Genomic DNA, 11,138 nt, shown 5'->3' on the forward strand with positions numbered 1-11,138 from the left:
TCCGATGCAGCCAGCAGAGACTCATCATGGGCGAGAATGGGTCCTCAAAAACTCGTCGGAGCCCATGATGGGTCTCTGCGCGTTGCGCAGAGCTGGATGATCGAGCAGCTCGGATGTTAACTGTCAATCATTATGTCTATACAAAATCGACAGCCAAAAAAGTGATGGGTTTCGGCGTTGCTTCTTATGTTGTCTTTTCAGTCAGAATCATTCAAAATGCGTACTTGAACGGCCATTCATAAACGCATAAACGCATGAACCCAAGGCATATGGAGGGGACCATGAATTGCCGCCTCAAGAACACCGAGCACCTGTTGATCGACTTTTTCAATACCGTGGATCATCAGATGGCCATTCTGGAACTGAAAGATGACAAGCTCATCTTCAACATGTCAAACCGCAGCATTGCCAATTTGTTCAACATGCCCTCGGGCCTTTTGAAATGCAGGCCACTTGACGAATTCATCGCCTCGGACGGCCGCCTGGAACGCTATCTGATGTGCCATAAATCAGATCCGGGTACAGCGTCGGTATTCACTTTCGAATGTCAACTCCGGTCCCCTATGCCCACGGTCTGGCTGGAATGTCGAATCTTCCCGATGACGGATGGGGTGGATGGCTCAACATTTTACGGTTTCGTTGGAATGGACATCACGAAGCGCAAAAAGGATCAGGACGAACTCGGCAAGGTGAAGAACCAGCTTTACAATATTATCGACATCGGAACCGATGAGCTGGAAACCATCACCGAATCACTCCAGATCATCCTTGACAAGGCACCCGTGATGATTTGCTGCTACGATGCTTCCGGCAATGTACTATTCGTCAACCGCGCCTTCGAAGACACGCTCGGATGGTCTCTTGCGGAAGCCCGCAGCAACGACATGGTGGCATCATGCTATCCCGACCCTGTCGACCGCCGTCGGGCGATGGATTTCATGATGAGCGACAGGGCGGACTGCCAGGACTTTCGTATGCACTGTCGAAACAACGATGTGCTCGAAACGTCCTGGGCCAATGCGCCGCTGACCGAAAATATCCGGATCGGCATTGGCCTTGATATCACCAAACGAAAACAGGCCGAAGAAGCTGTCCGGCGGCTGTCCAGGAAGACCCTGGAAATGCTGGAAAGTGATCGGCAGTCGGTGGCAAAGGAACTTCATGACAGCATCGCTGCAAGCCTTGCGGCCATCAAGTTCAGCCTGGAGGGCCGGATCATGGCCATGGGTGAACCTCCTGCGGATGATGAAATGCCCTTTGAAACGATCATCGCATATCTGGCCGACACCATTAAGGAGACCAAGCGCATTTCCAATGGCCTGCGACCCCTGACCCTGGACGATCTTGGACTGCTGCCGACGCTCGCGGCCTACGTCCGAAAACTGAAGGAAGTTTATCCCCACGTCAAGATATCCCAGGAGATTGAAATCAAAGAGATGGATTTGCCCGACCCTCTGAAAATCGTACTTTATCGGGTGGCGCAGGAAGCCTTGAACAACATCCACAAGCACAGCGGGGCAACCAAGGTCAGTCTGCGCTTGACGCGGATCGGCAATACCGTTGAGCTGGAGGTCCACGACAATGGATGCGGGTTTGATGTCGAGGAGGCTCTTGAAAGAAACGACCCGCTTTCGGGCTATGGGCTGCGCAGCATGAGGGAGCGGGTTGAGATCAGCGATGGAACGTTTCGGATTCAATCCTCAGCGGGTTCGGGAACCCGGATATCGGCAATCTTCCGCATCACGTGAGTCATCGATGCATGATGCCATCTTTAAACCAAACTCATGCAACGGCCCTCTCATGGCCACTTCCAGGTGCCTGTTTGGCAGCCCCCACGCCATTTCAACCAATCTGATAATCTGCGCACGTGATTATTTTAGGAAGACCTCCCTGCTCGAGCGTTGTCAAATTGTTCCAACACATCCACATCCGTCGGGACAGGCGTGCATTCGGGTTTATTCGATGGTCTTGCCGCCGGGGGTAAAGAAATGCAGGCCGCTGGTATCGATATTGAGTCGCAACGGCTCACCGGGACGGAGCGGCCGGTGTCCATGGAGCACTGTGGCGAGGGTCGGGGCCGCCCCGATTGCGGTGCCGGGCATTTTGGTATCGGTGGAGACGGTGGCCATCTCAACGGTAGCATGGAGAACAGTCTCATGACCTATGAATTCGGCGGCACGCACTTCCGCCGGAATGGCGTTGGGTTGGTCATCATCGGCCAGAGCGATCGCCTCGGGGCGGATGCCGACAAGGAGTTCCCGGCCGGTCCATGCTTCGAGGCCCCGGCGGCGATGGCGCAAATCCTCGGGCATCGCCAGCCGGAATCCGCCCAACCGGACGGCGAGGTCGCCGCGGTCTGATTCTAGTGAGGCGCGAAGCACGTTCATGCCAGGGCTGCCGATGAAGCCGGCCACGAAGACGCTGGCGGGGTGAGCATAGAGTTCGCGGGGCGGCGCCACCTGCTCAAGCCTGCCCGCGCGCATCACCGCCACCCTCTCGCCCAGCGTCATGGCCTCGACCTGGTCATGGGTGACATAGAGGGTGGTGATGCCAAGCCGCGCCTGGAGGGCGGCAATCTCGGTGCGGATATGCACCCTCAGCCTTGCGTCGAGGTTGGAAAGCGGCTCATCCATCAGGAAGACATCGGCATCGCGCACGATGGCACGGCCCATGGCCACGCGCTGGCGCTGGCCGCCGGAGAGGGCCTTGGGGCGCCGTTCGAGCAGCATGGCGATGTCGAGCATCTCGGCAGTCCGCGCCACCCGCCGGGCGATCTCCTTCCGCGGCAACTTCTGCATCCTAAGGGGGAATTCCAGGTTGCGGCGCACCGTCATGTGCGGGTAGAGGGCATAGTTCTGGAACACCATCGCCACATTGCGCTGCTGCGGCGGCAGATCGTTCACCACCCGTCCGCCGATCCGGATTTCGCCGCCGCTCACCGGCTCCAGGCCCGCCACCATGCGCAGCACCGTGGACTTGCCGCATCCTGACGGGCCCACCAACACCAACATTTCGCCGTCGTGAACCGCAAGGTCCATGCGGTCGATGACCGGCGCGCCACCGGCGTAGCGCTTCCATACTTGGTCAAAAACGATCGAGGACATGATTACCCCTTGATGGCCGAGGCGGCAACGCCGCGCACAAAGCCGCGTTGAAAGATCAGAAACACCAGCAGCACCGGCGCCACCATCATCACGCCAAAGGCGAGGATGTCGCCCCACTGGAGCGGCGGCAGGGTGTAGAAGGCCGCAATGGCCACCGGCAGGGGGCGCACCCGCGGGCCGATAGTGACCATCATCGGCCACAGGTAGGTCCCCCACCACATGAGAAACGAAAGGATCGCCGCGCTGGCGAAGGCCGGCCGGGCGTTGGGCACGATAATGCTGAAGAAGATGCGCAGGGTGGCGGCACCGTCGAGGCGCGCTGCCTCTTCCAGCTCCCGGGGCAGGCCGATGAAAAATGTGTAAAACAGGACGATGGAGAAGGCGTTGGCAATGAACGGCAGGATCTGCGCGGCATAGGTATCGCGCAGTCCCAGGATGGAAATCCCGTAGAAAAGCGGCACTGCGATCGCCTCAAAGGGAAGGATCATCAGCGCCATAATGAGGTTGAAGCAGAGGTTGCGGCCGCGCCAGCGGAGGCGCGCAAAGGCATAGGCGGCAAGGGAATTGACCAGCAGGCCGCAGACGACGATCGACCCGGTGATGAAAAGCGAGTTGAAGAAAAACCGCATGAATTCGGTGCGGGCGAAGACGTCTATGTAGTTTTGCAGGGAAAGCTCGGCGGGCACGAAGGCGGCCGCGGTTCCGGCTTCGACCAACACCCGTTCATCAGGCTTCAGGCTCCCCGCCACCATCATGGCTACAGGCGCCACGAACAGCAGCGCCAGCACCGCGAGGGCCCCATAGATGAGGGCGGCGTCCAGGATCCGCTTCATTTTACCTCCCGCTCCTGGCGCGCAAGGCGCCGCTGGACCCACGTGACCACCAGCACCAGGACGAAGAAGACCACCGTCATGGCGCTGGCGCGGGCCACCTGCTGGCGGGTGAAAACGGCCTGCACCGCCTCATACATCACCGTGGTGGTGGCGGTGTCCGGCCCGCCGCGGGTCATGATCTGCACCTGGTCGAATAGGCGGAAGGCGAGGATGGTGGTGATCAGCATGACGAAGATGAGTGGATTGCGAAGCTGGGGCAGGGTAACATGGCGAAAGCGATGCCAGGATCCTGCGCCGTCTAAAGCAGCCGCTTCGTAAAGTTCTTCAGGGATCCCCTGGAGTCCGGCAAGGAGGATCACCATTTGGAACCCTGCCCCCTGCCAGATGGAGAGAAGCATGATCGAGGGCAGCGCCAGGACGGGATCCCGCAGGAAGTCTCGGGCCTCCCATCGGCCCATGGTCAGCAGGTCGAGGAAGGCGTTCATCATCCCCCCCGGGCCGGGTGCGTAAATGAGTATCCAGATCACTGCAACCAGCGACATAGGAAAGACCACCGGCATGAAAAAGAGGATCCGGAACACCACCGTGCCCCTGAGTCCCTGGTTCACAAGATGGGCCAGTCCAAGGGCCAGCAGCGTCTGCAGCGGCACCACCCCCAGTGCGAAGACCAGAGTGTTGGCGAGGGCGTGGCAGAAATCAGGGTCGGTGAGAATGCGCTGGAACTGCTTGAGGCCGACGAAGGCCAGCGGCAGCGGTGAGCCGAGGCGCAGGTTGGTGAAGGCGAGCATCAGCGCAGTCAGAAAAGGCGCGAGGATGAAGAGGATAAGCCCCGTCACGGCCGGGCCCGCCATCAGCAGGGCGACAGGCGTCTGGTCGCCGAACCTGCGGCATCTGTTCATCGCTTCGCCTCATCCCGGGCGCGACCGATGAGCGGATAACCTTGATTGTCCTCGATCTCGTCGTCGATCACCACTGCTGCGCGGTCAAGGGCCGCCTGGATGTCGCCGCCGCTCCGGATGCGGTCGAAAGCCTTCTGGAAAGCCACTGTGATCACGGGATAGGCCGGTGTGCGAGGCCGCGGAACGGCAAAGCCCCCTTCAAGCTGTTCCGCGAACAGGCGCAGTGGTCCGTCGGCGCGGTAACGTGGGGAACGGGACACGGCAGTCCGGCTCGCCGGGACGGCGTTATTAGCGTCGGTCATGGTGAGCACCTCCTCCGGTCCCAGCAGGAAGGCGAGAAATCTCGCCGCAGCTTCGGGCCGCGCACTCTCCACCGTGACGGCCCAACTCCAGGAACCCTGGCCCGTCCGGGGACCTCGGCCAAAGTCGGGCAGGGGCAGCAGCATCAGGTCGCGGCCGAGATGCTCGCGGTATTGCGACGCGTTCCAGTGGCCGCCCAGGGCCAGCGCCACGCGCCCCGAAGTGAAGGCGGCATCGTCGATGTTAGGGTCAACCCGCCCGTCATCGATCCAGCGTTGAATGACCCCCATAGCCCCCACCGCCTCCGGGCCGTTGAGGATGCCCGCCGCCCGGCCTTCGCCCTCCCGGTCGATGAGATCGCCGCCCGCCGACTGGATCATCGGCGAGAAAGCATATGTGTACCACTCGCCGGCGTAGTTGAGCTTCAAGTCCATCACCTGTCCGTCCGGGTCATCGGCGGCCAGCCGTTCGAAAATTCCCGTGAATTCGGCGAGGGTCCACGGCTGCGCCAAGGTGGGGATGCGGATTCCCGCCCGGTCGAGACGGGTGCGGTCGGCATAGAGCCCGAGACCGGAATCGAAGGTGCCCACCGACCAGAGACGGCCGTGGTAGGTGCCCTGGGTGATGATCGACGGGATTAGGTCGGAAAGCAGGGTCTCGGGCAGCAGGCTGTCCAGCGCCCGCAGCCGTCCCTGCCAGACATAGGCATAGAGGAAGGGCCCATCGAACTCCAGCAGGTCGGGCAGCTCGCCCGCCACTGCGGCGGCCTGGACCTGGGCGTTGTAGCTTCCCTCGGGGATCAGGGTCAGGCGGACCTGAAGGTCGGGATGGGCGGCGTTGAAGCGGGACACCTGGTCCAGGAGCACAGCGCGCTCACGCTTCTGACCGGCGTGTGCCCAGACCTCGATCATGGGGGTATCCCCGGGCGCGGGCGCATCGCCGCACCCCGGCACCACCGAGAGGAATACCAGGAGGACAAGAGCGCGCAACAGTGCCGCTTTGTCGGGATGGTGCGGTCCCCGTTGGCGACTAATCGTTGATCTGCCTTGCTTTCAGGCAGTTGCGTTCGATATAGCTGCCGATTTTTTCATCAAACAGAGCTTCATTTTCATGGATCCACTTCGGCGGTCCCTCCCAGCCTCCGCAGGCAAGAACCACCGTCTCCCCTAAATTGAAGGGGTTCCCGCAGGCGGCGCATCGCTTCAGCTGCATCAGCGCCTCGCGGTCAATGATGTTTTTTACAGGTGTTCGGATGTTTTGAACCTTCATAAAGCACTCCTTCCTCGAATGTCTCGGTTAAAAGACGGTTTGTTTCAAGTCATCGCGGGAAGGTGGCATCCTCTTCCACGGACTTATGTCCTTTCGCTTTCACGGACAGCCCCGGGAGGAGTCTTCTGCACCCTCGGGTGGTCGGCAGAAAAGGAGCAAAACTGTCGGGTTTTTCATTGGATTTTCGCAGACTCCAGCTTCCAGAAAAATGGTATAGCGTTCGGAACGTATTCCTGGCAATTGGGTCAACCCTACATTCGGCATCGATTTTACGGGTAGGGCGGTGATTCTGACGATGCCGTCGGTAGACCCGGTTATCAGTAAGGACCGTTCGCTGATGGGTTTCATATCGATATCATACTTTCAACTCCGCCGACAGGCTGATCTGGGTGCCGGCCAGGGCCTGGGACACCGGGCAGCCCTCCTTGGCCGCATTCGCCTGTTGTCGGAACGAATCGACATCCATACCGGGCACTTCGGCCCGGGTCGTCAGATCGATGCGGGTAATCTTGAAACCGTCGTCGACTTTCTCAATCGTGACGTCGGCCCGGGTCTGGATATCCTTGGGCGGATATCCAGCCTTTTCGAGCAGCATGGAGAGAGCCATCGAAAAGCAGCCGGCGTGGGCTGCACCGATCAGCTCCTCTGGGTTGGTCCCCGGAGCATCTTCGAACCGCGTTGCAAAGGAGTAGGATCCTTCGAATGCACCGCTTTCCAGTGACAGGGTTCCTTTGCCCTGCTGCAGTGTTCCAATCCATCGTGCGTGAGCGCTTCTTTTGGGCATGGCATTTCTCCTTTGTCAGTTGGGTTTTATAATATTGGTCCTTTGATACAGATACAGGAAGATAAGCATACCGGCGCTGCTGCTGCAGTGGGGTGTTAAATGTATATGCGTCCCAGCCGATCTGTATTGGGCGATTCCTGCATTGCCAAAGGGGAATTTTTTATTCCGGAGCGGAGTGCCGGAAGCGATTCATCGCGAAGCGCGATGGTCCCGCAACAGTCGACCGTCCTTTTCCTCCTTGAACACCTGCTTCGGTCCCACGACACCACACGATCGGGTTTTCCATCGGTCCGTGAACGGCAGCAATCCCGACGGACAGGAGCGCCATAATGATCACGGCCAGAATGAAATACTGCAACCGGAACGCAAGGCGGGTGCTGAAAAGCGTGATACCGAATATGACGATAAAAACGGTCAAGTCGACAACCAGGGCGGAAAACGCGGGAAACCGCATCGCGGCAGCCGCCCATTCCCATCCTGCACGAAAGCCAAATATGTACATGACCACCGCAAGAGCCTGGGAAAAGTAAAGGGGTACGCCGATGGCGCCGCCGATTTCCAGGCCCAATGACTTCGAAATCATTGAGAACGCCCCTCCCGGCCCTACCCGGATGTTTGTTACGAATGAGGCCATCGATAGACTGGTGCAGCCCGTGATAGCAAAGGACATCCCAATGATGAGGTACGCGCCGGCCAGTCCGGCGTTACCCACCACCCAGCCTTCACGCAAGAATAAAATGACGCCTAAAATGGTCAACAAGGTCGGCGTAAACACACCTCCGAAAACACCGTACTTTTGGGATTGTTAGACCTCGTGTTCTTCAGCCTGCTGCTGGATGTTCTTGCCTTTTTCGCCGCCAGCGCCTGCCAGCGTTTCGACATGCGAATCATTCAGTGCCGTTTTACCTGAAAGCCCTAAGGGTTCTCTGCCTTTTGGTTCTTTGCGTTCTTGAGTATCTTTTGCATTCATGATGAACACCTCTCGGTGTCGACCATAACGCATGTCGACATGACCACGCCGGAAGGTCGAAGCTTGTTTTGCTGGCATGCCGTATGATACCCGTGATGCGATCGCTGGTCCTCTCGCCTTCTTTGAAGAAAAATGCCCCAAACATATCTTTTTGCTTCACCTGATTTTTTTGGATTTTATAACACCCTTATAGCAAAATTCAGTCGCGTTCCATGAGGTGTCGACCATATCTTCGCCCTCGGAAAGATGTATTTCCCTCTCGAATACCGATGTTTTTATAGGTAGTTACAGGATCAGCTGTATTGACGATTTTTGTATTCGACCGTACTCTATTTAGAACGATCGAAAAGATTTGCAATGTCTTTGAAGAATGAGGATTTGCCATGTCTTCCGCTGATATGTTTTCAATCGATTGGCCGCAGGTCATTTCCCGCCTGATTCGCCTGTTTGTGGCTTGCGCGCTGGCCACTGCCCATAGGACTCAACCGTCTTCTCAGCGAACAGCAGTTCGGTCTGCGTACCTTTCCGCTGATGGCAGTCGTGTCCTGCGGTTTCATGCTGGTTGGCATTTCAGTCATAGATACCACGGACGGTGAAGCAAGGGTGCCTCAGGATGTAACACCGGTATCGGCTTTATCGGCGGCGGGACGATTTTCAAAAAAGAAGACAATGTCGGGGGAATGATTTCCGCCGCGAGCATCTGGAATACCGGTGCTATTGTAATCGCGGTGGCGTATAGTCGCCTGGAGATCGCGCTGGTGTTGAGCGCCATCAATATCCTGACGCTTTTTATGATCGGACGGATCAAGGATAAAATTGATGAACAGGTTCACCCAACGCAGCGTAAGACATAAAAAAAGCGAGGAGGTGGGATCCGGGGAAGTGCTTCAATCGTAAAGACAACTCCCGTCAACCCGCATAGACAAAAGAAAGGATAATACCATGTCAAAAAAAGACGCTTATGTTCAGAAATTACATGCAAAGTTGGATGAATGGAATGCTGAGATCGATAAGCTGAAAGCCAAACTCGATGCAGCGAAGGCGGACAAGCGAGCCGAATATCAAGAGCAGATCGAAGATCTCAAGGAAAAACGAAAAACTGTTGAACAGAGAGCTGAAAAATTGCGTGACGCTGGAGAGAGCGCTTGGGAGGATCTGAAAAAAGGGATTGAAAACGCTTGGGAATCTATGGAAAATGCAGTAAAATCAGCTAAATCAAAATTCTAATAGACCTTATCAAGAATATCGGTTTTATTTTCAGAGCAGGTTGTCACATATCATCGCCAGACCATCGTCTGCAATAAACAGCGTGTTTACTGCAGACGCACAGAAAGGAAATAAATCTGATTATAACGGATCTTGGGGACCCAATTTGCACGCCTTCTCTAATAAAGAAATGAGTTTAAATTCAGTCACTAATGAAAGATATAGACTTAGTGTCATATTCCTCATTTTGGGCAGGGTGTTTCAAAAGAGCCTGATAACTGGGCCTTAATTGGGGTGGCACAACATAAAAAAAATCAGCACGGCGAGGGCAACGGCCAGAGCCGCCACCCAGTCTTTCACCCCGTTGTTCCAAAAAGTAGTTTTCAGAAATTCCATAACATTTTCTAATTCCATAATATTCCTTTTTTCTTTTCATCCATTTTTGATTTCATTCACGCCTGTGATGCTGTGTCCATCCACCTACAGAATTTTTCTACCCTAACCGCATGGGGCGCGAAAAAAAAATAGGGGCAAGGCCCCATACCCATGCAGGTTGAAGCGTATTTTGGTTATGTCGGGAAACGCGTGACCGGTTGTTTGCCAGAGAAAAGAAATTTCGGTTCGAGGATGTTCGGGGCTATCGGAATGCGCCAGTTCCGGGCGGTTTTAGGTGACGGATCTGTTATTCCGATAAAGGGTGTTTCCCGTTTCAATAAGCCATCCATACGGCCGATATGCCTGAAACACCGTATTCACATATACGATTGCATGCCTTAGAATTCATTCATCGGCAACAAAATACTATCAATCTTCAACCACTGGAAAAAGGAGGCAACGTATACCAGAAACAATGCCGAAAAGAGATGTTACGGGTCAATGTGAGGGAGAATGCCGTGATCGTGTCAAAGAAGGAGAAAAAGATCGACGAGCAGCCCTTGAAAAAGAAAATGTAAAGGCACCGGAAGAATACCCCAAGGCTCCGGGTGCCGGGGAACGAAACAATCCGCCGGGCGGTATGGGCGGCCATGTATACCCTGTAGTTGCATAAATTTGTGGGGAAGAAATGAAAAAGAAGCTTGCGGAGGCCCGAGAATAGTGGGTATAAATTGTTTACGACGACAACTTAAAACCCTATTCAGGAGGCCACCGCAAGTGAAATCCAGCAAATCACAAATTCATGCAAAGTTCCACAAAATTCCGATGATCCGGTTCGAGGATCAGCAACTCACTTCCTTCTCCGGTTTACTGGTTTTTCAGAGGCTCTTCAAGCGCCTCGACTTGAAGAAAAAGCTCAAGGACTGCTTCGATCATTTGAAAGTTTCTCCCATTTTCGGGTACCATTTGGTTGTGATGCTGCTCATCGTCCATCTGTTGTTGGGTTTCCGGCGTTTAAGGGAGATCGATTATTACCGTGATGATCCTCTTGTTCTTCGGATAATGGGATTGCGCAAAATCTTGGATGTTTCAACGATTTCACGCAATCTTGCCAAGATGGAAACACAAAGTGCTGAAAATTATCGAGGATTATCCCGCTCCCTGGTGATTGGAGGCCTTCAACGTGAAGGTTTTTCACGTCTGACCTTCGATTTCGATGGCTCTGTCCTATCCACCAAGGGCCACGCAGAAGGCACAGCCGTCGGATTCAACAAAGCAAAAAAGGGCGCCCGAAGTTATTACCCTTTGTTCTGCACAGTGGCGCAGACCGGCCAATTTTTCGATGTGTACCATCGGCCGGGGAACGTCCATGACTCCAATGGGGCGCCCGAATTCATG

12 protein-coding genes and 1 pseudogene are annotated in these 11,138 nt (G+C 55.7%); 4 read left to right on the forward strand and 9 right to left on the reverse strand.

The genetic code is table 11. The annotated features are described in order from the left end of the window. The first annotated feature begins 347 nt into the window (after positions 1-347). Positions 348-1,748: a PAS domain S-box protein gene (locus ACEW8N_RS11865; RefSeq protein WP_373500039.1), complete on the forward strand. Its 1,401-nt coding sequence runs from the start codon at positions 348-350 to the stop codon at positions 1,746-1,748. Positions 1,749-1,955: 207 nt separating this feature from the next. Here ACEW8N_RS11865 and ACEW8N_RS11870 read toward each other — a convergent pair whose 3' ends face one another. From ACEW8N_RS11870 to ACEW8N_RS11905, 8 genes are all read right to left on the reverse strand, one after another. Then, complete coding sequence (locus tag ACEW8N_RS11870) at positions 1,956-3,104, reverse strand: ABC transporter ATP-binding protein (protein WP_373500040.1); 1,149 nt, start codon at positions 3,102-3,104, stop codon at positions 1,956-1,958. A 2-nt stretch (positions 3,105-3,106) separates the two neighbouring features. After that, on the reverse strand, positions 3,107-3,937 hold the full coding sequence (locus tag ACEW8N_RS11875; RefSeq protein WP_373500041.1) for a carbohydrate ABC transporter permease: 831 nt from the start codon (positions 3,935-3,937) through the stop codon (positions 3,107-3,109). Continuing rightward, positions 3,934-4,836 carry a carbohydrate ABC transporter permease gene (locus ACEW8N_RS11880; RefSeq protein WP_373500042.1) on the reverse strand — a complete coding sequence of 301 codons (903 nt, stop codon included), beginning with the start codon at positions 4,834-4,836 and terminating at the stop codon, positions 3,934-3,936. The genes ACEW8N_RS11875 and ACEW8N_RS11880 overlap by 4 nt, the downstream gene beginning before the upstream one ends. Then, positions 4,833-6,047, reverse strand: a complete 1,215-nt coding sequence (locus ACEW8N_RS11885) for an extracellular solute-binding protein (RefSeq protein WP_373500043.1) — start codon at positions 6,045-6,047, stop codon at positions 4,833-4,835. The genes ACEW8N_RS11880 and ACEW8N_RS11885 overlap by 4 nt, the downstream gene beginning before the upstream one ends. Positions 6,048-6,165: 118 nt before the next feature. Next, positions 6,166-6,405: a hypothetical protein gene (locus ACEW8N_RS11890; protein ID WP_373500044.1), complete on the reverse strand. Its 240-nt coding sequence runs from the start codon at positions 6,403-6,405 to the stop codon at positions 6,166-6,168. Between the two features lie 355 nt (positions 6,406-6,760). Continuing rightward, a complete protein-coding gene (locus tag ACEW8N_RS11895; RefSeq protein WP_373500045.1) occupies positions 6,761-7,189 on the reverse strand; it encodes an OsmC family protein in 429 nt (142 codons plus the stop codon). Between the two features lie 160 nt (positions 7,190-7,349). Then, on the reverse strand, positions 7,350-7,964 hold the full coding sequence (locus ACEW8N_RS11900; protein WP_373500046.1) for a hypothetical protein: 615 nt from the start codon (positions 7,962-7,964) through the stop codon (positions 7,350-7,352). A gap of 30 nt (positions 7,965-7,994) precedes the next feature. Further along, a complete protein-coding gene (locus ACEW8N_RS11905; RefSeq protein WP_373500047.1) occupies positions 7,995-8,159 on the reverse strand; it encodes a hypothetical protein in 165 nt (54 codons plus the stop codon). Positions 8,160-8,690: 531 nt separating this feature from the next. Between ACEW8N_RS11905 and ACEW8N_RS11910 the strand changes: the two are divergent. Next, positions 8,691-9,013 (forward strand): annotated as a pseudogene (locus ACEW8N_RS11910) (MgtC/SapB family protein). An 88-nt stretch (positions 9,014-9,101) separates the two neighbouring features. After that, on the forward strand, positions 9,102-9,386 hold the full coding sequence (locus ACEW8N_RS11915; protein ID WP_373500048.1) for a hypothetical protein: 285 nt from the start codon (positions 9,102-9,104) through the stop codon (positions 9,384-9,386). Positions 9,387-9,567: 181 nt separating this feature from the next. On the opposite strand, the gene ACEW8N_RS11920 is transcribed toward ACEW8N_RS11915, so the two are convergent. Further along, positions 9,568-9,801 (reverse strand): hypothetical protein, encoded by a 234-nt coding sequence (locus tag ACEW8N_RS11920; RefSeq protein ID WP_373500049.1) that lies wholly within the window; start codon positions 9,799-9,801, stop codon positions 9,568-9,570. Between the two features lie 716 nt (positions 9,802-10,517). Between ACEW8N_RS11920 and ACEW8N_RS11925 the strand changes: the two genes are divergently transcribed. Beyond that, the coding region (locus ACEW8N_RS11925) for a transposase (RefSeq protein WP_373500050.1) at positions 10,518-11,138 on the forward strand (621 nt) is incomplete at its 3' end.

The sequence above is a fragment of the Desulfococcus sp. genome (assembly GCF_041737845.1).
GTDB lineage: Bacteria > Desulfobacterota > Desulfobacteria > Desulfobacterales > Desulfococcaceae > Desulfococcus.

What these genes read in the sequence shown, in the direction of transcription:
- ACEW8N_RS11885 (WP_373500043.1), bottom strand. Translation starts at nt 6,047, where the DNA reads ATGATCGAGGTCTGGGCACACGCCGGTCAGAAGCGTGAGCGCGCTGTG.
- ACEW8N_RS11870 (WP_373500040.1), bottom strand. Translation starts at nt 3,104, where the DNA reads ATGTCCTCGATCGTTTTTGACCAAGTATGGAAGCGCTACGCCGGTGGC.
- ACEW8N_RS11895 (WP_373500045.1), bottom strand. Translation starts at nt 7,189, where the DNA reads ATGCCCAAAAGAAGCGCTCACGCACGATGGATTGGAACACTGCAGCAG.
- ACEW8N_RS11905 (WP_373500047.1), bottom strand. Translation starts at nt 8,159, where the DNA reads ATGAATGCAAAAGATACTCAAGAACGCAAAGAACCAAAAGGCAGAGAA.
- ACEW8N_RS11920 (WP_373500049.1), bottom strand. Translation starts at nt 9,801, where the DNA reads ATGAAAAGAAAAAAGGAATATTATGGAATTAGAAAATGTTATGGAATT.
- ACEW8N_RS11915 (WP_373500048.1), top strand. Translation starts at nt 9,102, where the DNA reads ATGTCAAAAAAAGACGCTTATGTTCAGAAATTACATGCAAAGTTGGAT.
- ACEW8N_RS11865 (WP_373500039.1), top strand. Translation starts at nt 348, where the DNA reads ATGGCCATTCTGGAACTGAAAGATGACAAGCTCATCTTCAACATGTCA.
- ACEW8N_RS11880 (WP_373500042.1), bottom strand. Translation starts at nt 4,836, where the DNA reads ATGAACAGATGCCGCAGGTTCGGCGACCAGACGCCTGTCGCCCTGCTG.
- ACEW8N_RS11875 (WP_373500041.1), bottom strand. Translation starts at nt 3,937, where the DNA reads ATGAAGCGGATCCTGGACGCCGCCCTCATCTATGGGGCCCTCGCGGTG.
- ACEW8N_RS11890 (WP_373500044.1), bottom strand. Translation starts at nt 6,405, where the DNA reads ATGAAGGTTCAAAACATCCGAACACCTGTAAAAAACATCATTGACCGC.